General features: G+C 66.0%; 25 protein-coding genes and 1 pseudogene. 5 read left to right on the plus strand and 21 right to left on the minus strand.

Going from position 1 to position 23550, the window contains the following annotated elements:
* Together PSV33_RS08030 and PSV33_RS08035 are read right to left on the minus strand one after the other, a co-directional pair.
* A partial coding sequence (locus PSV33_RS08030) for a DUF3455 domain-containing protein (protein ID WP_300560459.1) occupies window positions 1-358 on the minus strand: 358 nt, incomplete at its 3' end.
* A gap of 327 nt (window positions 359-685) precedes the next feature.
* Window positions 686-1315: a DUF924 family protein gene (locus tag PSV33_RS08035; RefSeq protein ID WP_300560461.1), complete on the minus strand. Its 630-nt coding sequence runs from the start codon at window positions 1313-1315 to the stop codon at window positions 686-688.
* 296 nt (window positions 1316-1611) lie between these two features.
* Here PSV33_RS08035 and PSV33_RS08040 point away from each other — a divergent pair, with 296 nt between their 5' ends.
* Window positions 1612-3627 carry a prolyl oligopeptidase family serine peptidase gene (locus PSV33_RS08040; RefSeq protein WP_300560463.1) on the plus strand — a complete coding sequence of 672 codons (2016 nt, stop codon included), beginning with the start codon at window positions 1612-1614 and terminating at the stop codon, window positions 3625-3627.
* A gap of 18 nt (window positions 3628-3645) precedes the next feature.
* Here the strand turns inward: PSV33_RS08040 and PSV33_RS08045 are convergent, their stop codons facing one another.
* Genes PSV33_RS08045 through PSV33_RS08080 form a run of 8 tightly spaced genes read right to left on the minus strand, consistent with a single transcriptional unit; the run spans window position 3646 to window position 7542 of the window.
* Window positions 3646-4476: a LytTR family DNA-binding domain-containing protein gene (locus PSV33_RS08045; RefSeq protein WP_300560465.1), complete on the minus strand. Its 831-nt coding sequence runs from the start codon at window positions 4474-4476 to the stop codon at window positions 3646-3648.
* Complete coding sequence (locus PSV33_RS08050; protein ID WP_300560467.1) at window positions 4473-5516, minus strand: histidine kinase; 1044 nt, start codon at window positions 5514-5516, stop codon at window positions 4473-4475. The genes PSV33_RS08045 and PSV33_RS08050 overlap by 4 nt, the downstream gene beginning before the upstream one ends.
* Entirely contained in the window at window positions 5513-5818 is a 306-nt protein-coding gene (locus PSV33_RS08055) for a 2TM domain-containing protein (RefSeq protein ID WP_300560500.1), read from the minus strand. The genes PSV33_RS08050 and PSV33_RS08055 overlap by 4 nt, the downstream gene beginning before the upstream one ends.
* A 24-nt stretch (window positions 5819-5842) precedes the next feature.
* The gene (locus PSV33_RS08060) at window positions 5843-6067 is read right to left on the minus strand and encodes a hypothetical protein (RefSeq protein WP_300560469.1); all 225 of its coding nucleotides are present in this window, start codon (window positions 6065-6067) and stop codon (window positions 5843-5845) included.
* Window positions 6064-6192 carry a hypothetical protein gene (locus PSV33_RS08065; RefSeq protein WP_300560470.1) on the minus strand — a complete coding sequence of 43 codons (129 nt, stop codon included), beginning with the start codon at window positions 6190-6192 and terminating at the stop codon, window positions 6064-6066. The genes PSV33_RS08060 and PSV33_RS08065 overlap by 4 nt, the downstream gene beginning before the upstream one ends.
* Window positions 6193-6206: 14 nt before the next feature.
* A complete protein-coding gene (locus PSV33_RS08070; protein ID WP_300560471.1) occupies window positions 6207-6512 on the minus strand; it encodes a 2TM domain-containing protein in 306 nt (101 codons plus the stop codon).
* An 11-nt stretch (window positions 6513-6523) separates the two neighbouring features.
* A complete protein-coding gene (locus PSV33_RS08075) occupies window positions 6524-7087 on the minus strand; it encodes a DUF6622 family protein (protein ID WP_300560473.1) in 564 nt (187 codons plus the stop codon).
* Between the two features lie 44 nt (window positions 7088-7131).
* On the minus strand, window positions 7132-7542 hold the full coding sequence (locus PSV33_RS08080) for a DUF2306 domain-containing protein (RefSeq protein WP_300560475.1): 411 nt from the start codon (window positions 7540-7542) through the stop codon (window positions 7132-7134).
* A gap of 205 nt (window positions 7543-7747) precedes the next feature.
* Here PSV33_RS08080 and PSV33_RS08085 point away from each other — a divergent pair, with 205 nt between their 5' ends.
* Window positions 7748-8581, plus strand: a complete 834-nt coding sequence (locus PSV33_RS08085) for an undecaprenyl-diphosphate phosphatase (RefSeq protein WP_300560477.1) — start codon at window positions 7748-7750, stop codon at window positions 8579-8581.
* A 50-nt stretch (window positions 8582-8631) separates the two neighbouring features.
* Here PSV33_RS08085 and PSV33_RS08090 read toward each other — a convergent pair whose 3' ends face one another.
* The 3 genes from PSV33_RS08090 to mutS are packed head-to-tail and all read right to left on the minus strand — an operon-like array spanning window position 8632 to window position 12873.
* Window positions 8632-9462, minus strand: coding sequence for an alpha/beta hydrolase (locus tag PSV33_RS08090; RefSeq protein ID WP_300560479.1), 831 nt, complete (start codon window positions 9460-9462; stop codon window positions 8632-8634).
* 4 nt (window positions 9463-9466) lie between these two features.
* A complete protein-coding gene (locus PSV33_RS08095) occupies window positions 9467-10294 on the minus strand; it encodes a proteasome-type protease (protein WP_300560481.1) in 828 nt (275 codons plus the stop codon).
* Window positions 10295-10323: 29 nt separating this feature from the next.
* Window positions 10324-12873 (minus strand): DNA mismatch repair protein MutS, encoded by a 2550-nt coding sequence (gene mutS, locus PSV33_RS08100; RefSeq protein ID WP_300560501.1) that lies wholly within the window; start codon window positions 12871-12873, stop codon window positions 10324-10326.
* A gap of 400 nt (window positions 12874-13273) precedes the next feature.
* Between mutS and PSV33_RS08105 the strand changes: the two genes are divergently transcribed.
* From PSV33_RS08105 to PSV33_RS08115, 3 genes are read left to right on the plus strand one after another with little or no spacing between them, the layout of a single operon-like run.
* Entirely contained in the window at window positions 13274-14626 is a 1353-nt protein-coding gene (locus PSV33_RS08105) for an NAD(P)/FAD-dependent oxidoreductase (protein ID WP_300560483.1), read from the plus strand.
* A 20-nt stretch (window positions 14627-14646) separates the two neighbouring features.
* Window positions 14647-15459: a lysophospholipid acyltransferase family protein gene (locus PSV33_RS08110; RefSeq protein WP_300560485.1), complete on the plus strand. Its 813-nt coding sequence runs from the start codon at window positions 14647-14649 to the stop codon at window positions 15457-15459.
* A 39-nt stretch (window positions 15460-15498) separates the two neighbouring features.
* Complete coding sequence (locus PSV33_RS08115; RefSeq protein WP_300560487.1) at window positions 15499-16275, plus strand: glycosyltransferase family 2 protein; 777 nt, start codon at window positions 15499-15501, stop codon at window positions 16273-16275.
* Window positions 16276-16285: 10 nt separating this feature from the next.
* Here the strand turns inward: PSV33_RS08115 and PSV33_RS08120 are convergent, their stop codons facing one another.
* The 8 genes and pseudogenes from PSV33_RS08120 to PSV33_RS08155 all read right to left on the minus strand — a co-directional run.
* On the minus strand, window positions 16286-17086 hold the full coding sequence (locus tag PSV33_RS08120) for a class I SAM-dependent methyltransferase (RefSeq protein WP_300560488.1): 801 nt from the start codon (window positions 17084-17086) through the stop codon (window positions 16286-16288).
* A 251-nt stretch (window positions 17087-17337) separates the two neighbouring features.
* Window positions 17338-18069, minus strand: coding sequence for a 3-oxoacyl-ACP reductase FabG (gene fabG, locus PSV33_RS08125; RefSeq protein WP_300560490.1), 732 nt, complete (start codon window positions 18067-18069; stop codon window positions 17338-17340).
* A complete protein-coding gene (locus tag PSV33_RS08130) occupies window positions 18066-18602 on the minus strand; it encodes a hotdog family protein (protein WP_300560492.1) in 537 nt (178 codons plus the stop codon). The genes fabG and PSV33_RS08130 overlap by 4 nt, the downstream gene beginning before the upstream one ends.
* Window positions 18596-19423 (minus strand): beta-ketoacyl synthase chain length factor, encoded by an 828-nt coding sequence (locus PSV33_RS08135; RefSeq protein WP_300560494.1) that lies wholly within the window; start codon window positions 19421-19423, stop codon window positions 18596-18598. The genes PSV33_RS08130 and PSV33_RS08135 overlap by 7 nt, the downstream gene beginning before the upstream one ends.
* Window positions 19424-19430: 7 nt before the next feature.
* Entirely contained in the window at window positions 19431-20624 is a 1194-nt protein-coding gene (locus tag PSV33_RS08140) for a beta-ketoacyl-[acyl-carrier-protein] synthase family protein (protein ID WP_300560502.1), read from the minus strand.
* 74 nt (window positions 20625-20698) lie between these two features.
* The gene (locus PSV33_RS08145) at window positions 20699-21397 is read right to left on the minus strand and encodes a phosphatase PAP2 family protein (RefSeq protein WP_300560496.1); all 699 of its coding nucleotides are present in this window, start codon (window positions 21395-21397) and stop codon (window positions 20699-20701) included.
* The gene (locus PSV33_RS08150) at window positions 21394-22233 is read right to left on the minus strand and encodes a polysaccharide deacetylase family protein (protein ID WP_300560498.1); all 840 of its coding nucleotides are present in this window, start codon (window positions 22231-22233) and stop codon (window positions 21394-21396) included. Before PSV33_RS08150 ends, PSV33_RS08145 begins: the two co-directional genes overlap by 4 nt.
* Window positions 22190-23550: pseudogene (locus tag PSV33_RS08155) on the minus strand (hypothetical protein); the annotation flags it as partial. The gene PSV33_RS08150 and the pseudogene PSV33_RS08155, both read right to left, overlap by 44 nt.

Raw genomic sequence — 23550 nt, forward strand, 5'->3', positions numbered from 1 at the left:
TGCCGGCCATGTTGGGCGCGACGGCGAGTTGCGTGGCGGTCAGTTTGGAGCCGTCCATCGCTTCCCATGTAGCGGGCGGGCCGTAGTACTTGCCGACCTGCTTGCCGCTGCGGTCCATCAGTTTGGCGTCGGGGCCGACAAACACCCACTCGAATTGACCAGCCATGTCTTTTTTGGCGCTGCACTGGTAGGTGATGTCGCCCATGCCCACGGTTTCGAGGGCCACCCGGTTGCCGGCGGGCACCTGGACGGTGGCCGGCAGGCCGGCCTGCGAGTAGGTCGGCATCATCGGGGTCATGCTGCCGCAGGCGGCAACAAGGGAAACGGCGGCGGTGGCAAGGGCGGTACGGATCAACATGAGGGGCACTCCTGGTAGTGAGCTGGCTTGGGCCAGTTGTGGGTGGTGAATGTCGCGGGGTCAACGCGGCGTACGACGGCAAGCATGCCGGCCATTCGATCGCGTCTGAGGGGATACGTGGCCGGCGTGCTGGTGGATTCAGCACGGGCAGGCAGGGCGTGCAAAAAATCACGTCGAGCCTTTCCATGACATGCCACGTCATGGCATGTCATGTCATTGCAGGTGCAGGTGCAGGTGCAGGTGGCGGGGCGGGGTTCTTGCGGAGCCGGCCTTGCCCGTCCGTGCGTGCAGGCCAGCGAACCGGCGCGCCGTTGGTTGGCGGCGTGCTTATTGCCCGAAGCGGGGGCCGATTTTCAGAAAATCGAATTCCAGCGCGCTGCTGGTGCGCCCCAGCGCGTTGTTGCGGTGAGGAAAACGGCCGTAGCGGGCAATGATGTCGCGGTGCTTGACGGCAAAGTCCAGCGAGTTCTGGACGCTGGCGCGGTGCGCCTCGGGCACGGCCGCCAGCAGCGCGGTGAAGCGGCGCACGCCTTCTTCCTGCAGGGCCAGGTTTTCGGCATGGGTGAGCGGCATGTACAGGAAGACGCGGCCCACCCAGGGCAGGGTCTCGTCGATGCCCTGCGCGAGTGCATCGCTGACCAGGCGCTGGGTCTGCTCGTCGCCGGCAAAGGCCTGGCCCTTGCCGCGAAAGATATTGCGGGGAAACTGGTCGAGCAGAATCACCAGCGCCAGCCGGCTCAGCGGCTGCGCCTCCCAGTCGGCCAGGCGGCCGGCGAGCGCCTGCTCGACCAGCTTGCCGAAGGTCTGGCGGATCTCCTCGTCGAGCGCGGGCCCGCCGGTAAACCAGCGCTTGCCCATGTCCTGGCTGGGCCAGCCCAGCTTGAGACCGTCACCGAACCAGAAGTCGAGGACCCGCTCGGGCGAGGCAGAGTCGGGGGAGGATGTGGAAGAGGTCATGGGCTGAAGGACTGAAGGACTGACGGACTTGAGGGCTTGAGGCCTGAATGGCTGAATGTACTCGTGGCTGAATGTACTCGTGGTGGATGCCGGTTTTTCTATCCAGCGGCGCAACGATGCCTCTCACGACCGCTACTGAAAGAATAGCTGCTTGCGCCCGCTGTACAAGGGCTGGTGGCACTTTTGATCTGTTTTTTTTTTGGATGCCCGGGCGTTGGCGGGGGGGGGAAGGCCGTCGTCTGCCGCTAACATGGCCGGGACTCACACCGCGGGCCGCTAAAAACAAGGAGGGTTTCATGTCTCTCAGTCGAATCGCTGCAGCCTTGGGCGCAGCGCTGGTTTTGCTCACCCTGGGGGCCTGCACCACGGCACCCACCCACTCTGGCCTGGCGGCCGCGCAAGGCCGCGGTGAGCTGGCACCGCTGGTGCCGGTGCGCCGCTTTGTCGCCAATATCGACTTTGCCGCGGGCTTTGTGTTGTCGCCCGACGGGCAGCGCCTGATGTGGCTGCAGACCGTCGGGACCGATGGTGGCCTGGCTGTGCGCCAGATCGCCGATGGCAGCCCGGTCAGCACTTATGCCGTTGGCAACCAGGGGCGTGGCGGCGGCATCCACACCTGGCTGGCGGACAGCCGGCACATGCTGTACAGCAAGGACCCGACCGGGGATGAAAACACCCAGCTGTTTGTGCAGGACACGCAGGCCACGGCGTTTGCGCCCTGGGCGGTCACGCCGTGGCGCGGCGTGCGCTCGGAGTACCTGGGCCGCTCGGGCTTTGACGGCGCGAAATTTTTCTTTGCCAGCAACCGGCGCGACAAATCGACGCTGGACCTGTACGAGGGCGATGCGCAGACCCGCACTTTCAGGGAAGTGGCGCGCAGCGACGGCAGCGTGACGAGCTGGATTCTGGGCCTCAACCGTGAACTGGTTGGCCGTGCGCGCCAGCTGGGCCGCGCCGATGGCTCGGACGTGGCGGTCGAGCTGCTGCAGCCCGATGGCAGCTGGCGCACGTTCAAGACCGTCGGCGGGTTTGACTCGTACTGGATGAACCGGGTGGACACGGCGTCGGGAAAGGCCTGGGTGACGTCCAACATCGGACGCGACAGGACCGCGCTGCTTGAAGTGGACCTGGCCAGCGGCCAGGAGCGGGTGCTGGCCGCGCACGACCAGGTGGATCTGGGCATGGCGCTTTTTGGCACCCGTGGCGGCCCCCTGGCCTATGTGTTCGAGCCCGACATGCCGCGCATCAGCTACCTGGACGCTGCGATGGATCGCGACATACAGGCCGCCGTGCAAAAAGCATTGGCGGCGGGTTTGCTGCCGGCCGCGCCGGTGATCACGCGGCCACAAGGTTTTTCAGAAGACCAGCAGCGGGTGGTGCTGCGCAGCGTGGGGCACTTTGATTCGGCCGAGTTGCTGCTGGACCGCCGCACCGGCCAGGTGCGCCGGCTGAACCCCTTGCAGCGCGAGGCAGCCGCGGTGCTGGCGAAGGAGGAGCCGTTTTCCTTCAAGGCCTCGGACGGCCGCACCATCCACGGCTACCTGATTCGCCCGCGCGGCGTGCAGGGCCCGGTGCCCCTGGTGATGTCCATCCACGGCGGCCCGTGGGTGCGCGAGCGCTGGAGCCCGGCGGTGTTTGACTCCTCGCAGTTGCTCGTCAACCGCGGCTATGCGGTGATGACGCTGAACTACCGTGGCTCAGCCGGTTACGGGCGCGAACACATGTGGGCCGGCGAGCGGGAGTATTTTGGCCGCCTGCAAAAAGACATTGCCGAAGGCGTGCAGTGGGCCATTGACCAGAAGGTGGCCGACCCGAAACGACTGGCCGTGCTGGGCGGCAGTTTCGGCGGGTTTTCGGTGCTGGCGCAGCTGATCCAGAAACCGCATGACTACGCCTGCGGGGTGGACGTGGTGGGCGTGGCGAACTGGCCGCGTGTGGTGGACAACTGGCCGCCGTTCTGGCGCAGCCGGCATGTTTTCGGGCGCTTTTACGGCGACGTGAACAAGCCCGAAGACCGCGCGCAGATGCTGGCGAACTCACCCATCTCGCATCTGGACAAGATCACCGCACCGCTGCTGGTGGTGCACGGCGGCAACGACATTCGCGTGTTGCGCCAGGACTCGGACGACGTGGTGGCCGGTCTGCAGAAGCTGGGCCGTCCGGTGCAGTACCTGGTGTTTGCCGACGAGGGCCACAGCATCTCGAAGTGGCGCAACCGGCTCGCCATGTGGCGCACGATCGAGGACAAGCTGGCCGGCTGCCTGGGCGGGCGCAGCGCGGGGTTTGACTATTACCAGTTGATGCCGAGGTAAGGCGGCGCGGCTGGGGGCTTACAGCGCCCGGAACAGCGGGCTGTACAGCCGGCTGACCGCCAGCTTTTCCGGCCTGCCACGCAGGCTCAGCGTGAGTTTGCCGGTCTCGTCGCGGCTGACCGCGTCAATCGCCCCGGCCTGCACCACGGTGCCGCGGTGAATCTGCCAGAAGGTGTGTGCATCAAGCTGCGGCAGCAGGTCTTTCAGCGGTGTGCGTATCAGGTACTCGTGGTCGGCGGTGAGCACCCGAACGTATTTGTCGGCCGCTTCAAAGTACAGCACCTCGCCCACCGGCACCATGCGGATGCTGGTGCCGACACTGATCTGCAGCACCTTCAGCGGGCCGCTGTCGGGCCCCGGCGCCCGGGTGGCGTCCAGCAGCTGGCGCAACTGGTGCAGGGTGGTGTCCAGGCTTGCGTCCGGAATCACTCCTGAATTGATAGCTGGCGGCGCCCGTGTGATAAGGGCTTGCTGCACTTTTGACACTGTTTTCTGCAGGCGGCCGGCTTGCACGGGCTTGAGCAGGTAGTCCACCGCCTGCGCTTCGAAGGCCTGTACCGCGTACTGGTCGTAGGCGGTGACAAACACCAGCGCGGGAAAGGGGGTGTCCTGCGGCCAGTCGTCGGCCAGTTCGGCCGCGGCCTCCAGACCGCCCAGGCCCGGCATGCGGATGTCGAAAAACAGCACCTCGGGCAGCAACTTCAGCGACTGCGCCACGGCCGAGGCGCCGTCCCCCACCGTGGCCAGCACGCGCAGCGCGGGCCAGGCGCGCGCCAGCTCGGCCTGCAGCGCCTGCGCCAGCAGCGGTTCGTCTTCGGCAATCAGGGCCGTGGCCGGGCGGGTGTTCATGGTTTGAAGGGAAATCGGACGCTGGCCCTTGTGCCACCTGCGCTGGCAGCTACTAATTCAATAGCAGTTTCGGCGCCGTAGGTACTTGCCAGCCGCTCGCGCACCTGGGCCATGCCGAAACCGGCGTGGTTTTTGTCGGCGCCCGACAGGCCGACGCCGGTGTCCAGCACCTCCAGGACCAGCGCCGCGCCTTCGCGCCGGGCGCGCACGGTGATGTGACCGCCTTCGACCTTGGGCTCCAGCCCGTGCTTGATGCTGTTTTCCACCAGCGGCTGCAGCAGCAAGGTGGGCACCGGATGCTGCGCCAGCTCGGCGGGCAGCTCCAGCGTGTAAGTCAGGCGCGGCCCCATGCGGATCAGCATGAGCTCGAGGTAGTCGCGCAGGCGGTCGAACTCGGCCTGCAGCGTGTGGGTGGGCGCGAGCGAGGCGCCCAGCGTGGCGCGCAGGTAGTCAATCATGTGGTCGAGCATGACCTGGGCGCGCGGCGGATCGGCGGCAATCAGCGCGCGCAGGTTGGCCAGCGTGTTGAACAGCATGTGCGGCTCAAGCTGGGTTTCCAGCAGCTTCAGGCGGGCCTCGCTGGCGTGCTGGCGCGCCTCGTCCATCTTGCGCAGGAGGTAGGCGCTCTTGTTGATGGAATAGAAGTAAAAGCTGCCGGCAATGCCGGCCAGCGCGGTGATCAGGATGGAGCTGCGCAGCTGGCTGCTGTCGCTGTGGCCGGCGCCGGGCGAGTACCAGCCGTAGTAGTCACACAGCCGGTCGGCGATGGCCGTGCCCAGCAGGTAGCCCAGCGTGATGCTGCCGATCACCAGCACCAGACCGGCCCAGCCGGGCGGCCAGCCGGTTTCCGCGCTGGAGGGGAACAGGTGCCGGCCGATGTCGATGCCGGCCCAGGTGATGCCCGCAATCAGCACCGAATAGACCAGTGGCGGACCCCAGGGCCGCTCCGGCATGAAGGCGTACTGGATGGCGGCGATCGCCAGCGCGAAAGCCATGACCTGCAGCAGGTGCCGCAGCTTGGAGGTCCAGTCGATGTTCATGGGGGCGGGCCGTCGCCGCGCTGGCGCTGAAGGCGGTCGCGCTCTTTCTGGACCATGCGCTCGCGCAGGCCGCTGCCGTTGCCCAGCACGAACACCGATACCCCGTGCAGCACCAGTCCCAGACCCCAGCCCAGCAGCGGAAACAGCGACCAGGGCCGGCTCCCGAAACCGTGGGTCGACATGGCGAAGATCAGCAGGTTGACCAGCAGGTAGAGCACAGCGTGCACATACCAGCCCAGCTTGGCGCCGGCGCGCTTGTGCGCCAGGCGTTCGAGGTTTTCGGGCAGGGGCGGGGTGTGCATCATGGGCGGGTTTGAAAAATCATTCTAGAACAGGGCGCTGGATGGAGGCCCCGAGAAAATACCCGGCAGGGTGCCGGGGCCCGCATGCATCACGGCGCTGAAGTCGGCCTTCGACAAGGTCGCGTTGATGCCGGCCAGCGGCGCGATCGGTGCCGGCCCGCCGAAGGTGATGGCGGCGGCCAGGGCCGTGAACAGCAGGGCCACGGCGGCGAATGTCGCGAAAGCGGTGACGGTGACGGACCGGTTCATGGCAGCAGGTGTCGGTGGAAAAAGGCGGTGATCCGGCGGGCCTCGGGCAGCTGGCTGCGGTCGAAACCCGGCCGGTCGCCCGGCAGTTCGTCTTCAATGCTGCCGGGCCGCAGGTATTTTTTCACGGCGTGCTGCCCGTTCACCACGCGTCGCGCTGCAGCGACAGGCGGTCGCGTTCCTGCTGCACCAGGCGCTCATGCAGACCGGCGCCGCCCGTCCCCAGAAACACCACGGCGCCGTGCACCGCCAGGCCGATGCCCCAGCCGAGCAGGGGAAACACCGCCCAGTGCCGACCGCTGGCGAGCGACAGGGTGAGCAGCAGCAGGTTGACCAGCAGGTAGACGCTGGCGTGGATGTACCAGCCGAGTTTGGCGGCGGCGCGTCTGCGCGCCAGTTGCTCCAGGTGCGTATCGGACAGGGTCGTTGATGTGTGGTGGAAGTTCATGGTGTTTCCTTTCAGATGTTGGAAAGTGCGGAAGAAGGGGCGGCGTGCCGCATGGCCAGGCGCCAGAGGCGGGCGGCACGGGCGGCAAAGATGCCGCTGAACAGGCCATACAGAGCGCCGGTGATCAGCGCGTACTGGCTGTCGCGCGCCAGCTGCGGCTGCATGGTGAGGTCGACACCCACGACGTACTTGGTCAGGAAGATAGCGAGGATCAGCGCCAGCGGCACCCAGCTGCCCGGCACGGTGAAACTGCGGCGTGCTGCGTCGTAAGCCGTGCCTGCAGGCGGCGACTGGCGGGCCAGCAGGCCCAGCATGGCCGCGGCAGCGGCCAGCCAGACCAGCACCACGTCGCCGAACAGCGGCGAGCCGCCAAAGGCCGAGACCGTGCCCCACAGCGACAGGCCGGTCATGGCCAGCGGCATGATCGTCATGCGCAACGCGCTGACGCTGCGTGTGCGCAACTGGCTCAGGCCCAGCGCGAGCAGGACGCCGAACAGGCCCCAGACCCAGGTCGGGGTGTTTTTCAGGACGAGCCCGAGGGCCTGGGGATGTTGCCAAAGGAGCTGGATCAGCATGGTGGTCTCCGGTGTGGGAAAGAAAAGAGGAAGGAAAAGTGGACTCAGATCAGGCCCAGACTGCCCCAGAGCAGCGAGCCGAGGTAGCGGTTGGGCAGCAGGGTGAACCCGCCGGCGACCACGCTGGCGCTGACATAGGTGATCAGCATGTAGCGGCGGTGCCGTTTGATGTTGCCCTGGGCCAGAAACCAGAAAGCGCCGAACATTCCGGCAAAAGCGGCCGGCACCAGCAGGTGGATGGGTGTGTAGCCGCCAATGTTGGGCAGTCTGAAGTCGCGGATGAAAAGCGCAGAGACGGCGGTGACCACCATCAGCGTGACCCAGGCGTAGCCGAAAGCGCGGTGTAGCCGCGGGCGCTGGGCGCGGCCCTGGCGTGCCCACAGGGCCACGGGGCCGACGAGGGTGGCTCCGATGGCGGCGGTCAGGTGAACCGCGATGGTGGGTGACATTTGCATGGTGCTCTCCGATCAACAAGGTGAAAACAAGATGAAGCGGACTTTGCCGGGGCGGCCGCGCCGGCGCGAGGGTTTTGCGACGAAATGCAGGAGCAGGGGCGCGAGTTGCAGCCAGCGAACGCGAAAAGCGCCGCCCCGGCGCCTGCCGCCGCCCCGGAGATAGCGGGCCGGCGGCGATAATCAGCCCCTATTTACTGGAGTGCGCGTGGACATAACATTGCTGATCAAGGCCGCCGTCATGGGCATCGTGGAGGGGCTGACCGAGTTTTTGCCGATTTCTTCCACCGGGCACCTGATTCTTGCGGGCGCCCTGCTGGGTTTTGACGACGACAAGGCCAAGGTGTTTGACATTGCGATCCAGACCGGCGCCATTTTTGCCGTGATCCTGGTCTACTGGCAGAAGATCCGCGCCACAGTGGTGGCCCTGCCGACAGAAAAACAGGCCCGGCAGTTTGCACTCAATGTGCTGGTGGCCTTTGTGCCGGCGGTGATTCTGGGCCTGCTGTTTGGCAAGGCCATCAAGGCCCACCTGTTCACGCCGGTGGTGGTGGCGAGCACCTTCATCATCGGCGGCTTCATCATTTTGTGGGCCGAGCGGCGGCAGAAAATGAACCCGGCCACGGCGCGCATCCATGAGGTCGAGGCCATGACCACCCTGGACGCGCTGAAGGTCGGGCTGGTGCAATGCCTGGCCATGGTGCCCGGCACCAGCCGCAGCGGCGCCACCATCATTGGCGGCATGTTGCTGGGCCTGTCTCGCAAGGCGGCGACGGATTTTTCTTTTTACCTGGCGATTCCGACGCTGATCGGTGCCGGTGTCTACAGCCTGTACAAGGATCGGGCGCTGCTGTCGGTTGCGGACCTGCCGCTGTTCGGCGTGGGGCTGCTGTTTGCCTTTGTCAGCGCCTGGCTGTGCATTCGCTGGCTGCTGCGCTACATCGCCACCCACAGCTTTGTGCCGTTTGCCTGGTACCGCATCGTGTTCGGCATCGTGGTGCTGGTGACGGCGCAGATGGGCTGGGTCACCTGGGCGGGCTGAGCCGCATCAAGGGCTGAACGGCGAACGGCTGGACGTTCGCGCCGCGCTGTTCAGTCCAGCAGGTTGCGCAGGGCCGCTTCAATGGCTGCCGCCGTGGCCACGGGTTTTTCCATCGGAAACAGGTGGCTGCCGTCGAGCATCATGATGCGGCCTTTGGTGACCTTCTCGGTCATGGCCATGCCCACCTGTTTCATCTCGGCCGACTGGCGCCCGCCGATAAAGGCCACCGGGCATTTGAGCGGATGGCGCTTGAGCAGCCCCTCGAGGTTGTGGGGCAGCGTGTTGTAGATGGCGGTTTCCACGTCGCGGTCAAAACTCAACAGGCGTTGGCCGCCGGCGTCGTGGGTGCCGTGTTCGATGTAATCCAGCAGCACCTGTTCGTCCCAGCGTGCAAAGGATTTCTTGGTGCGGAAATGCGCCAGCACCTCGGCCTGGCCCAGCCACTCGTGCCGGCGTTTGCGGCTGATGGCACCGGGCGAAATCGAGCCGACCAGCTGCGCACGTTTGGCCACGCTCAGCGCGGCGGCACGCCAGCCTCCCAGGATGGGCGAGTCGATCAGCAGCACACCACGCACCGGCAGGCCGCCGAGCACGGGGTTGCGGGCGGCGCACATCAGGCTCAGAAAACCGCCCAGTGAGTGGCCCACCAGAAAGGCCGCCTGGCCGGTTTTTTCGACCTGTTCGCTGGTGAAATCAGCGAGCTGCTGCACCAGGTGCGGCCAGTTGCTGGTGACCGGGTAACGCGGGTCGTGGCCGAATTTTTCAATCGCCTTGACCTGGAAGCCGCGCGCGCGCAGCCCCTGGAACAACACGCCGTAGGTACTTGCGGGAAAGCTGTTGCCGTGGGAAAAAACGATGAGGGGTTTGGTGGATGCGGGCACGGGGTCAGATCAGTTTTTCTTCGGGGGAAGTGATTTTTTTCAGAGGCTGGTTGCGTGTCAGCGGCGTGAGCAGCGGCACCTGCGTTTCGCCGCCGGTCCACATCGGGTCTTCGATGCTGTCAAAAACTTCGCGCAGCTTTTTGCCCCAGTTGTTGTGCAGCATGCGGAAGTAGGGGTTCTCGTGGTCGATGCAGACCACCTTGTCGCTTTGCAGCGAGTTGACTTCGTAGACCACCATGTCCAGCGGCAGGCCGACTGACAGGTTGGACTTGAGGGTGGAGTCCATCGAAACCAGCGCGCATTTGGCGGCTTCGTCCAGCGGTGTTTCGGGGGTGATCACGCGGTCCAGCACCGGTTTGCCGTATTTCGATTCGCCGACCTGGAAGTAGGGCGTCTCGGGCGTGGCTTCAATGAAGTTGCCGGCTGAATAGACCTGGAACAGGCGCATCGCCTCTCCGTGGATCTGGCCGCCGAAGATCAGCGAGACATTGAACTCGACGCCCGCGTGTTTGAGGTCGTCGGCGTCGCGCTCGTGCACGCGCCGGATCGCGGCACCCAGCACTCGCGCCGCGTCGAACATGCTTTTGGCGTTCCAGATGGTGATCGGCGGGCCGCCGTCCGGGTCCTTGAGCTGCTCGACCTGCAGGATCTCGCGCACCGACTGCGAGATCGACAGGTTGCCGGCCGACAGCAGCACCATGAAACGGTCGCCCGGCTTTTCATAAATGATCATCTTGCGGAAGGTGCTGATCTGGTCCAGCCCGGCGTTGGTGCGCGAGTCGGAAAGAAACACCAGGCCGGCGTTGAGTTTGATGGCGACGCAGTAGGTCATGAGGGGCAATCGTGAGGGGGTGGGGCTGCTCAGGCGGCAGCGATTTTTTTGAGTTGGTAAAGGGCGTCCAGCGCCTCGCGCGGGCTCAGCGCATCGGGGTCGATGCCGTGCAGGGCTTTCTCGACGGCGCTGGGCTCGGCAGCGGGCTGCTCGGGTGGCGCGGCAAACAGGTCGACCTGGGCGCGGCTGGCGGTCTGCTGGGTTTCCAGCGCATCCAGCGCATGGCGCGCGTGGTTGACCACCGCAGCCGGCACACCGGCGAGTTTGGCCACGGCGATACCGTAACTCTTGCTGGCTGGACCGGGTTCGATGTGGTGCAGGAAGACGATGTTGGCACCGGACTCGACCGCACTGACATGCACGTTGACCGCCGCATGGTGGCGCGCCGGGAACTCGGTCAGCTCGAAATAATGGGTTGCGAACAAGGTGAAGGCCTGGGTCTTGTTGTGCAGGTGGGCTGCAATACCGCCGGCCAGCGCCAGACCGTCGAAGGTGGAGGTGCCGCGCCCGATCTCGTCCATCAGCACCAGCGAGTGTGGTGTGGCGGCGTGCAGGATCTGTGCGGCCTCGGTCATCTCCAGCATGAAGGTCGACTGCGCGTTGGCCACGTCGTCGGCCGCGCCGATGCGGGTGTGGATGGCGTCGATCGGGCCGAGCCGGCAGCCGCCGGCCGGCACGTAAGAGCCCACACTGGCCAGCAGCACGATGAGGGCCACCTGGCGCATGTAGGTGGATTTGCCGCCCATGTTGGGGCCGGTGATGATCTGCATGCGGCTTTTGCCGCTCAGGCTGCAGTCGTTGGCGATGAAGGAGCCGCCGCTGGTTTCTGCCAGCCTGCTTTCCACCACCGGGTGCCGGCCCTGGCTGATGTCAATGCAGGGCTCTTTCACAAACACCGGGGCGGTCCAGTTCAGCGTGAGCGAACGTTCGGCCAGCGCACATAACGCGTCCAGGCTGGCCAGCGCGCGCGCCAGGCGGCTCAGCACCGGCACAAAGGCCTGCAGCTCGTCGAGCAGTTGTTCGTACAGCCATTTTTCGCGGGCCAGCGCGCGTTCCTGCGCCGACAGGGCCTTGTCCTCGAAGGCCTTGAGTTCGGGCGTGATGTAACGCTCGGCGTTTTTCAGGGTCTGGCGGCGCCGGTAGTCGCCAGGTACCTTGTCGAGCTGCCCTTGGGTGACCTCGATGTAAAAGCCGTGGACCTTGTTGAACTGCACACGCAGGTTGGCGATGCCGGTACGGGCCTTCTCGCGGCCTTCGAGGTCCAGCAAAAAATCGTCGCAGTTGGTCTGGATCGCGCGCAACTCGTCGAGGTCGGCGTCGCAGCCGTGGTTGATCACGCCGCCGTCGCGAATCAGCGCGGCGGGTTCGTCGAGCAGGTAGCGCTGCAGCAGGGCGGCGCAGGCGGGCGGCGCCTGCAGGTCCGCGAAAATAGTGGTCAAAAGTGCCGGTAGCCCTTGCTGGGCGGGCGCAAGCAGCTCTGTTTTTTGTAGCGTATCGCGCAGGGCAATGAGCTCGCGCGGGCGCACCTGGCGCAGCGCGATGCGGGCGGTGATGCGTTCAACGTCGCTGCTGCCCTTGAGGCGCGCGCGCAGTGTCTGCTGCAGGCCGCTGCGCAGGGCCGTGATGGCTTCGAGCCGCGCTGCGGCCTGGCTGCGCTCGCGCCGCGGGCTCAGCAGCCAGCTTTTGAGCGCGCGGCTGCCCATGCCGGTGGTGCAGCTGTCGAGCAGCGAAAACAGGGTGGGTGCGTCCTCGCCGCGCAGGGTCTGGGTCAGCTCCAGGTTGCGCCGGGTGGTCTGGGGCAGCTCGATCAGTTCGCCCGAACGCACCACCTGCAGGCTGTGCACATGGGACAGCGCGCGGCCCTGGGTGTGTTCGGCATAACCGAGCAACGCAGACGCGGCTGCGTGGGCCTCGGGCAGGGCCTCGGCGTTCCACGAGGCCAGCGAGGCCACCTGCAACTGCGCCAGCAGACGGCGCGCACCGAGCGCGCTGTCGAACTGCCAGGCCGGGCGGGCGCTGACGGCGCAGCGCTGGCTTTTCAGGCGCTGTTCGAAGGCGGGCGTGACATCGACGTTGTAGAGCAGTTCGCTGGGCGCGATGCGGGCGATCCAGGTTTCGAGCTCGTCGCTGGCGCAGTGCGCCAGGTGGATTTCGCCCTGGGTCACGCTGAGCCAGGCCAGGCCGCAGGTGTTGCGGCCGCCCTGGTGCACCGCCAGCAGGATGGATTCGGTCTTGTCGCTGAGCAGTTCGGTGTCGGTCAGGGTGCCGGGTGTGACCACGCGCACCACCTTGCGCTCGACCGGGCCCTTGGCGGTGGCCACGTCGCCGACCTGCTCGCAAATCGCCACCGACTCGCCAAGCTTGATCAGTTTGGCGAGGTAGCCTTCCAGCGAGTGGAAGGGCACGCCGGCCATGACCACCGGCTCGCCGTTGGAGTGGCCGCGCCGCGTCAGCGTGATGTCGAGCAGGCGCGCGGCTTTTTCGGCGTCGGCATAAAACAACTCGTAAAAGTCGCCCATGCGGTACAGCAGCAAGGTGTCGGGGTAGTCCGCTTTCAGGCCCAGATACTGGACCATCATGGGCGTGTGTTTTCCGGTGCCGGCGTTGGCCGGGTCTGGGATGTCTAGGGCAGGCGGGGGAAGGTTCACTGAGGTTTCAGGCAAGGGCAGTAAAAGGCTGAATACACGGGTGAACTCAGGGTGGCTGCGGGGGGTGGCAACGGGGACCAGGAAAATAATAGCACTTGCCGGCCTGTCCCCTGCCGCGCCCGGCAGAAACTGCTGCAAGGCCGCGCCAGACGAAACAGGGTGCGCCAGTGCGACGGCTTGTAAAACCTGAAAGATCAGACATTTCACTACAAAACCGGTCGACGGCCCGGCGTAGACTCAAAGCGTCTGGGCTCGACTTGCGCGCCTAGCCGTCCCGTATTTGCCCGGGCAGGTTTCAGACAAGCGCGCCAACGTCCAACAAGGAAGAACCATGACCGAGCTGAATTCACCGGCCACCGCTGACCCCGTTGCCCAGGGCGACTGTGATGTGCTGGTCATCGGCGGCGGCCCGGCGGGTTCCACGGCCGGGGCGTTGCTGGCCCAGCGGGGCTACAAGGTGGTGGTGCTGGAGAAAGAACACCATCCGCGCTTTCACATTGGCGAGTCGCTGTTGCCGGCCAACCTGCCGCTGTTTGAAAAACTCGGGGTGGCGGATGCTGTCCGGGCCATCGGCATCGAGAAATGGGGCGCCGAGTTTGTGTCGCCCTGGCACGACAACAAGAGCCAGACCTTCATGTTCGGCGACGCCTGGGACAAGTCCATGCCGTTTTCCTACCAGGTGCGGCGCTCGGAGCTTGACGAGATCCTGATACGCAATGCGGCCCGGCTGGGCGCCGAGGTGCTGGAGGGCTGCAGGGTGCGCGAGGTGACTTTTGCGGCCGACGGCAAGGGCGCCACCGTCCACGCGCAGCATGAGGACGGCCGCCTGCACGACTGGCGTGCCCGCTTTGTGGTGGACGCCTCGGGCCGCGACACCCTTCTGGGCAAACAGTTCGACATCAAGCGTCGCAACCCCAAACACAACAGCTCGGCCCTGTATGCGCATTTCACCGGCGCCACGCGGCATCCTGGCCAGGCCGAGGGCAACATCACGATTTTCTGGTTCGACCACGGCTGGTTCTGGTTCATTCCGCTGGCTGACGGCGCCACCAGCATCGGTGCGGTGGTGTGGCCGTATTACCTCAAGAGCCGCAACAAACCCGTGAAGGACTTTTTTCTCGACACGATTGCGATGTGTCCGGCGCTCGGCGAGCGGCTGGCAAACGCCACGCTGTCGTCCGAGGTCGAGGCGACCGGGAATTTTTCCTACGCCTGCGAGCGCACCTGTGGCCCCAACTACGTGATGATCGGTGACGCGTTCACTTTCATCGACCCGGTGTTTTCGTCGGGTGTCATGCTGGCCATGCAGGGCGGTTTTGTCGGTGCCGACACGGTCGACACCTGCCTGAGCGAACCTGCGAAAGCCGAAGCCGCGCTGGCGCATTTTGACCGCCAGGTGCGCAAGGGGCCAAAGGAGTTTTCGTGGTTCATCTACCGCGTCACGAACCCGGCCATGCGTGACATGTTCATGGGGCCGCGCAATGTGTGGCGCGTGAAGGAGGCCTTGCTGTCCATGCTGGCGGGCGACATTTTCGGCAAGACGCCGATCTGGGGTTCCCTGGCGGTGCTCAAGGCAATTTTCTATATCTCCTCGGCCCTGAACTACAAGCGCACCCTGCAGTCCATGCGCATGCGCAAGGCCAATATCCGCGTGGTCGAGGACGCCGCGTCTGCGGCGCGCTGAGGTCGTCAGGCGAAGACACCATGGACCACGAGTCGAATGCCCTCCTGACCGAGCCGCTGGCGCTGCCGTCGTCCCGCAGCGCCCTGCATGAAACCCTCAGGCTGCACCTGGGCTACCTGGCGCTGGGCCTGATCAGCCTGCTGGTCACGCTGCTGGCCTTTCCCATGCGGGCGTTGCTGCCGCGTGTGATGAGCAAACGGCTGGGCCGCAAGCTGGTGACCGTGGCCACGCGGCGTTACCTGCGGTTTCTGGTGCTGATCGGGGCCTGTCGCTTCGACCTCTCGGAACTGGACAGCTTGCGCGGTGACGTGCCCATGATCATCGCTCCCAATCATCCGTCGTTGCTCGATGCAGTGATGATTCTGTCACGCCTTCCCGGTGCGGGCTGCATCATGAAAGCCGAACTCGTCAACAGTGTTTTTTATGGTGCGGGTGCGCGGCTGGCCGGCTACATCCGCAACACGCCGCTGCGTACCATGGTCCAGCTGGCGGTGGACGACCTGCACCAGGGCAGCCATCTGCTGCTGTTTCCCGAAGGCACACGCACCACACGTTTTCCGCTGGGCCCTTTGCAGGGCACGACCGGCCTGATTGCCAAAAGTGCAGGTGTGCAGGTTCAGACGGTATTTATTGAAACCAGTTCCGGTTTTCTGGGCAAGGGCTGGCCGCTGCTGCGAGCCCCTAAAATGCCCATCACTTACCGGGTTCGTCTCGGCAAGCGTTTTGATCCGCCGCAGCACACGGCGCGTTTCGTCAGTGAGCTCGAGCAGTATTTCCAGTCCGAGCTGGCGCACGCGCAGTTGCCCGGCTTTCCCGTTTCACCGCCGGCCTGAACATCGTGGCCTGGCGTTTCCTGTCCAGGTTCTCTCACGATGACTGTTTCCGCTCCCGGCGTGTCCCCCACGCATCTGGTCCTGATACCGAGCTACAACCCCGGGCCCAAGGTCTATGAGACAGTACGCGCGGCCCGCGCGCAGTGGACGCCGGTCTGGGTCGTGGTGGACGGCAGCACCGATGACAGCGTGGCAGGGCTGCAGGCCATGGCGGCGCAGGACGTGGGATTGCGCGTGGTCGTGTTGCCGCACAACGTCGGCAAGGGCGCGGCGGTGCTGCACGGGCTGGACCTGGCGGCGGCCCAGGGTTTCAGCCATGTGCTGACCATGGATTCCGACGGTCAGCACCCGGCCCACCTGATTCCGCAATTCATGGCCGCCTCGAGTGCGGAGCCCGAGGTCATGGTGCTGGGCATGCCGGTGTTTGCCGCTGACGCACCGCGCCTGCGCGTCAATGGCCGCAAGGTCTCCAACGGCTGGGCCAACCTGGAAACCCTGTGGGCCGGCATCGGCGACTCGTTGTTCGGCTTTCGGGTCTACCCGATCGCGCCGCTGCGGCGCGTCATGCACGGCCAGCGCTGGATGCGGCGCTTCGACTTTGATCCCGAGGCGGTGGTGCGGATGTGCTGGCTGGGTGTCAAACCCGTCAACCTGCCGGCCACCGTCAAATATTTTCGCCCCGACGAAGGCGGCGTCTCGCACTTCAACTACCTGCGCGACAACCTGCTGCTGAGCTGGATGCATTCGCGCCTGTTTCTCGGCTTTCTGCTGCGCCTGCCGGTGCTGCTGGCGCGGCGCTTGTCCGGACGATCTTGAGTGGCCGCGCTCAGGGCGCCCGCTCGTCTGGGGCAGGCGCTGCGCTGGCAGCCCCGGGCTTGATCGCCTGGTACTCGGAAAACACGCCCACTTCCAGGTGTTGTCTGACCTGCACCAGCCCGGCTGCGCTCAGCGTGGCCATGACTTGTTCCGGCGGGACACAGGCCTCTATGCTGTCCCAGTAGTAACGCCAGATCGTCGCGGTCTCCTTTTGCCGGGATACAAACCGTGTCAGCAGCGGTATCACCCCCCGCATATAGGTCTTGAGAACCCACTGTCCGAGCCCGCTTTTGGCCTGGGTGATTTCGAGGATGCACAGGCGGCCGCCGGGTTTCAGTACCCGTTGAAACTCTGCAAACGCCACCCCCAGGTCGCTGATGTGGCGAAGGGCATAACCCATGCTCAGGAAATCAAAGTGATTGTCGGGAAAAGGCAATGATTCGGCCCGGCCTTCCACCAGCACCATGGTCCTGGGCAGCTTGCTGGCCGCCAGCATGCCGGGGCTGGGATCAATGCCGGTGACCAGGGCCGGGTCGCCGGCCAGAAGGCAGGCCTGGGCCGCAACCAGGCCGGTTCCCACCCCTACATCCAGCACCCGCATGCCCGTTTTCAGGCCGCCGCGAATGAGGGCCTGTCGCCGATAGCGCGAACCGGTACCCCAGGCCAGCATGGCCTCGATACGGTCGTAGTCGGCAGCGGTGTCGTCAAAAATCCGGCGTAAATAGGCTTGCCTGTCCTGCTCGGTCCGGTAGTAATCGGTGAGTGGCCCATGCGGTGCATGTGCCGCAGCAACGGGTTCGGAATTCTTCATGGGGTAGTCACCTTTCAGGCTGGAACGTCAGCTGGGCGCGCGGCGGGAGAGCCCGTCAGGGGTGCGTGCTGGCAAGGCACTGGGAGGTGCAGGCGGAGGCCTGCGAGGAAGGGCAGCGCGGCCAGCGTGTCCCGGGGCGGCTCGGTCAGCGCGCTTGTGCGTTCACCCGCGGGTGATGGCCTTTGACGCGGCATCAGCCAGCTTCAGGCCCGTTCCGCCAAGCGTCAATCAGACAATGGCGGGTTTCGGGGTCAGATCATGCCGCCATTGATCGAGATGATCTGGCCGCTGATGTAGGCCGCGCGTTCGGAGGCCAGAAAGCCGACGAGGTCGGCAACTTCCTCGGCCTTGCCGGCGCGTTTCATGGGCACCATGCGGTCGATGACGTCCTTGCTGAAGGCGCCCTGGGTCATGGCGGTGTCGATGATGCCGGGGGCCACGGCGTTGACCGTGATGCCACGGCTCGCCACTTCCAGCGCCAGCGACTTGGTGGCCGCATGCAGGGCGCCCTTGGCGGCCGAGTAGTTGACCTGCCCACGGTTGCCGGCCACGGCCGCGACCGAGGTGATGGTGATGATGCGGCCCCAGCGGGTACGGATCATGGGCATGGTCAGCGGCTGGGTCACGTGGAAAAAACCATTGAGCGAAACATCCAGCACGCGCTGCCACTGCACCAGCTGCATGCCGGGGAACACCGCATCGTCGTGGATGCCGGCGTTGTTGACCAGCACCTGGATGGGGCCACCTTCGAGCAGGGCTTCCAGGGCTTGGGCGGTGGCTGCCGCATCGGTCACATCAAAAGCGACGGCCTGGGCCTGGCCGCCCCGGGCCACGATGTCTGCGGCAACAGCTTGCGCCGTGGCCAGGTGGCTGTTGGCGTGGACGATGACCGCAAAGCCGTCAGCCGCCAGGCGCCGGCTGATGGCCGAGCCCAGGCCACCGCTGCCGCCGGTGACCAGTGCGCGTTTGAGGGGTGGGGTCATGGGGGACTCGCTGCCGCTGCTGCGGCGGGAAGTGGGGTGGAGGAGGGCAGCGCCAGCGCTGATGCATCGAGCACCACCACGGCGCGGCCGCTGAGCAGGGGCTGCTTGCCCGCCTGCACGGTAAAGCTGTACAGCACGGTGTTGTCGTCGCCGGTCAGCCGGTCGGCGCGGATGCTCAGCTCGCCTGCAACCGTGTCCAGCCGTTCGACGAACAGCGTGACGCTGCGCATGCTGGCCAGGTAGCCGGCGCGCGGCGGCGTGTTGGCGCTGTTCTCGCCGGCCAGGGTTTGGGCTACCAGCGTACCGTGCACGGCCATGGCCTGCGCGGCGTACTCCACGCCGCAGGCTGCACCGAGCCGGCCGTGGGCCCGCAGTGGGTGGTCTGGCGCGTGGTGGCTGCTGGCCTGGCAGATGATGTGCTGGGTGTCCCAGGCGGTGACGCTGTCCAACAGGCACATGGCGCCCTGATGAGGGATGCGGCGGGCGATGTCCGCGTGTCGCAGCGTGGCCGGGAGATGCGCCGTGTTCAGCATGGTCCCACCTGCACGGACAATTGCAGACCATCGAGGTAGTCAAGCACGACGCTGCCGGCCTCCTGCGTGGCCACACTGCGCAGCAACGGCAGGCAACGGGCCGCGGGAATGCTGGCGCGCAGTTGCTCCAGCGCGCTGTCGGCCATGGCGGTGGCGCTGGCGCCTGTGAGGCAGGCGGGTGCCAGGGTCCACCGGGCCAGGCTGCGCTCGCTGCGTTGCGGAGCCAGCACCAGCGCCACGCCGAAGGAGTCCGGCAGCGGGCGCACGCCGTGCAGTGGTTCGGGGTAGTCGGTGTCGTAGGCGACCAGCAGGACGACCGTCTGATCGACCGCCGCCTGGGTCACCGCTTCGAGCAGGCCGGCCGCAAAACTGCCATCGTAGGCACACAGCACGGAGGATGTCGCCATCGAGCCGCTGGAGATGCTCCAGTAGCCGGAAGAGGCGTTGTGCACCGAATTGTGAAACCGCGTGGGAGAGATCAGCCTGTCCGCCGAGGCCAGCGCGCTGCAGATTTCATGGCAATTGATGGCATCACCGCTCGACGATGAAAACACCGAAGGCAGCCTGGCCGCGGACAGGCCCGAGGCCACCACGGCTTCCTGGCCCACGGCCAGCGAGACCTTGACCACGGCGCCCGCACGCCGGCGTTCGGCCGGAGGCAGTGCCATGGGCAGCGGCAACACACAGCGTGCTGCCTCGTAAGGAGCGCTGCCGGCAAGGTGTTCGCGCCCTGGCGTCCAGCCCGACAGGCCCGGGCCCAGCAGGCCGATGCCTTCGACATAAACCGTGAGGGACGGCGCGGCGGATACGGGATGTGTCATCGTCGTCTTACCCGGCACGGCCAAAAACCAGGCTGCAGTTGGTGCCGCCGAACCCGAAGGAATTGCTCAGGACGCGCCGCACGGGCTGCTCCACGTTGTGCAGCAGGTAGTTCAGGGGCAGGGCCGGGTCGAGCGCCTGCGTGTTCAGGCCGGCCGGCATCAGGCCGTGCTGCAGGGCCAGGGCGCAGATCACCGCCTCCAGCCCGCCCGCCGCGCCGAGGGCGTGGCCGGTGGCGCCCTTGGTGGAACTGCAGGGCGTGGCCGGGCCAAACAGCGCCGCCACCGCCCTGGTTTCGGCCGCGTCGTTGCTCGGCGTGGCCGTGCCATGCAGGTTGATGTAATCGATGTCCGCTGCATCAAGACCGGCCATGGCCAGGGCGTCCTGCATGGCCATGCGCGCACCCAGACCCTCGGGGTGGGGCGAGGACATGTGGTGGGCGTCGCTGGATTCACCGAACCCCAGCAGCAGCACGGCGTCGTCGTCCAGATGCTCGGGCAAGGGCTCGAGCAGCGCAAAGGCGGCCGCTTCGCCGATGGAAATGCCATCGCGTTCGACATCAAATGGCCGGCAGGCCTGCGAGGAAGTCAGGCCCAGGGAATTGAAACCATACAGTGTCGTCAGGCACAGCGAATCGACGCCGCCAACCACCGCGGCATCAATCAGGCCGGCCGCCATCATGCGGCGCGCCGAGGCAAACACCTTGGCACTGGACGAACAAGCGGACGAGACCACCACCGCTGGACCGGCCAGGGCCAGGTGGTGGCGCGTGAAGTCGGCCACCGAGAAAGTGTTGTGGGTGGTCCGGTAGGCGAAATCGGGAGGAAAGGCGCCGGTGAACGGGTCAAGCCGGCGGTAGGCCAGCTCGGTCTGCAAGATGCCGGAGGTGCTGGTGCCGATGAAGATGCCGATGCGGTGCGCACCGTATTTCTGGCTGGCGGCGGCGACGGCCTCGGTGAAACCGTCCTGCGTCAGACCCAGCAGCGCGAGGCGGTTGTTGCGACAGTCGAACGCTGCCAGCGGTGCGGGAAGCGCCACGGCATCCACGCCTGTCACCTCGCCGACAAAGGTGGGCAGATCGACCGTGTCAAACGCACAGGGCACGAGGCCGCCGTGCTCCTCGCGCAAGGCGCTGAGGGTTTGCTGAAGGCCGCGACCGATGCTGCTGGTCGCGGTGAAATGGGAAAGCCAGAGCGGGTTCAGAAGAAAACTAGCCGATCTAAAAGTGAAGTCATGTTAGCAAATCAAGCAGGTGCTTTTGGGGTGTTGGCGGACGGTCAGGCGGCGATGTAGGGGCGATGGTGGTCGGCGCGGGTGCGCACCACGTGGAGAAGGGACAGGCAGGCGGTGGCAGTTCCCAGCAAGAGCCCGGCCCACATGTCGACCGCCACATGTTGGCGGGTGGCGACTGTGGAGTAAACGATGCCGATGCACCACAGCGCATTGAGCAGCCGTGCCCATGGCGGCGCGCCAAAACGGCGCAGCAGGTGATGCAGCCAGAGCCCCGAGAAAACAGCGGTGGCGACATGCAGGGAGGGGCAGGCGTTGCCCGCGGCATCCATGTTCTTGAGGAAATCCACCCCCGGGTACAGGCTCCAGTCGATGTCAGACACCGGAACGGTCGTCGGCCAGAAATAGAAAATGACAAGCCCTGTCAGGCAGGTGCCGGCCATGGCCAGGCCGTACAGATAGAGTTCGCGCCGGCTCGCGAGGAAGGCCGGCGGCAGCGACACATACACCCACAGGGACACATACAGCGGCAAGGCCATGGGCTCAAAGCCGATCAACCGGTCCAGCCAGGTTGCCGGCATCACCGTGACGGGATAGGCAGGGTGCTTGAGCACATAGAAATAGGCGGCAAAAAACACCGCGATAAAAGCCGGGATGCCTATGCTTTTCAGGAGCACGTCACGGGGCACAAGCTGTGCGGCCTGACGGTACCAGGGCAGGGCTTGGCGGTTGACGGGACTGCTCATGCCAGCGCCTCGGACAGGGTCACCGGCTTGAGGCGGGCCGCCGCAGCGGACGCCAACACGGCGGGCAGCACCTCGAGGATCACCGGAATGCCGGCTGGTGTGCGGGCGGCGTTGCCGTCGTGCAGCAGCACGATGGCGCCGGCCTTCAGGCCACGCAGCAGTTTGTGGGTAACGCGCGCTGCGTCGCCGACCCGGGTGTCGAAACCGCGTACCGACCAGCTGGCCAGGCGCAGATCCATGCGGGCGAGCACCGGGTCGAGAAAGGGGTTGCGCAGACCGGCCGGCGCGCGGAAAAACAGCGGTCGGCGGCCGGTGATCGCAACCAGCGTGTCCTGCGCGGCCTGCAGCTCACGCGTCATGCCGCGCGGGCCCATGACGGAAAAGTGGTGGCGATGGTGCTGGCTGTGGTTTTCCACCGCGTGGCCGCGGCGAACGATTTCCCGGCACAGCTCCGGGTAACGCGCAGCCTTGTCACCAATGCAGAAAAACGTGGCCCGTGCGGTGTAACGGTCCAGCAGGTCGAGCACCTGCGGCGTGACCTGCGGGTCGGGCCCGTCGTCGATGGTCAGGGCGATTTCGTTTCTGGCTGTCGCGGCCGCAGGCAACCGGGACCAGTTCGGACCCAGCCAGCGGCTGCGCGGCCACAGGCCGACCCCTGCCAGCAGCGCGTGGTTGGCGATGACGGCGGCCAGTGCCCAGGGCCACAGCGCGGGGGCCGCCACAGCAGCGGCCAGCGCCAGCGCATGCACCGCGAACGAGATGCGTATCAGCGGGCTGGCGTGCCAGCGCGATTCAGCCTTGGGGCTCACGGGGCTGCCTCGCAAAAATCGCCGCATACACCAGCGCCAGAATGACACCCGGCGCCACCGTGGCGCCCATGGCCTGCAGGATGGAAATCTTTGAAAACGCCAGCAGGCCAAACCCCGCGACGGTGGTGAGGTTGGCCAGCGCCATCGAGGCCAGGGTGCGGTGCGAAATGGGGGCGAAAGGGTCGGCGCGGTCGAAAAACAGCGCGTAGTTCGAGCCCACCGCCACCACCAGCAGCAAACCCACGAGGTGCAGAATGATCAGTGGCTGGCCGGCCAGCGCCAGCCCCGCCGTCACCGTGATGACCGAGGCGGCAAGAGGGGCGATGATGCGCAGGACACGCGTTGGTGAGCGGAAGACCAGCAGCAGAAGTACGACGATGGAGAGCAGCCCGCCCAGCGACAGCAGCGTGGCTTCGCGAAGGTAGCCGGAATACAGGCGGTCGGATTCGGCTTTCATGTCCACAAACAGAACATCCGGCGAGTCGCTGCCCAGCGCCGCCCGAATCCGGTCGGCCTGGATGCCCGCGCCTTCCGGCGCCCGAAGCGGCAGCAGCGCTGTCCAGCCACCGCGCGATGGCTGGAGCAGCAGCGCGTCCACCGCCATGGCCAGGGAGGTCTGTTCGAGGTCGGATGCCTGCAGCAGGGGCCGGCTGCGGCTGGTCTCGACGTCGGCCAGAAAAGGGGTGAACACCTGGGCGCGCACCGGCAGCCCCTGCACCGCCTGCGCCAGCCGCGGCTGCAAGGTCTCAGCCGAGGGCAGGCTGGCCTGGCGCGCTCGCTGTGTCGCCGTGCTGGGAAGGTAGCGGCTGGGGCTTTCGAAACCCGCAAGTTGGCCCTGGTCCACCTGCGTTTGCAGCAGCGCCGAGACCCGCTCGGCGGACACCAGCACCGATTCCCGGCTGGTGCCGGAGATCACCACGACGTAACGCACATCGGGGGCGCCCATGTCGGCGCGCAGGCTTTCGTCAAGGGCGATGTCGGCTTGCGACACCGGGCTCAGCGAGGAAATTTTTTCGTTGAGCAACGTGTCGCGGTGAGTCGCGAGGACGGCACAGGCCGCCAGCAGCAGTACGGCCGCCGGCCAGCGCAGCGCTGCGGCGCGCCGCGTCAGCTGGCTCAGCCCGCGGCCGATCGCCGAGACGTCGTGGATGCGAAACTTCGCTGGCAACAGGTGAGGCAGGACAAAACGCGTCATGACCGCGGCGGCCACCAGCCCGGCAATCGCATACAGGCCCAGCTGCGCCAGACCCGGAAAACCCGACAGCAGCAGCGAGGCAAAGCCGAAGATGGAGGTCAGCACGCCCAGCCGGATCGTCGGCCAGAAACGCTTGACCCAGCTGTCCT

It is taken from the genome of Polaromonas sp., assembly GCF_029945895.1.
Classification (GTDB): Bacteria; Pseudomonadota; Gammaproteobacteria; order Burkholderiales; family Burkholderiaceae_C; genus Polaromonas.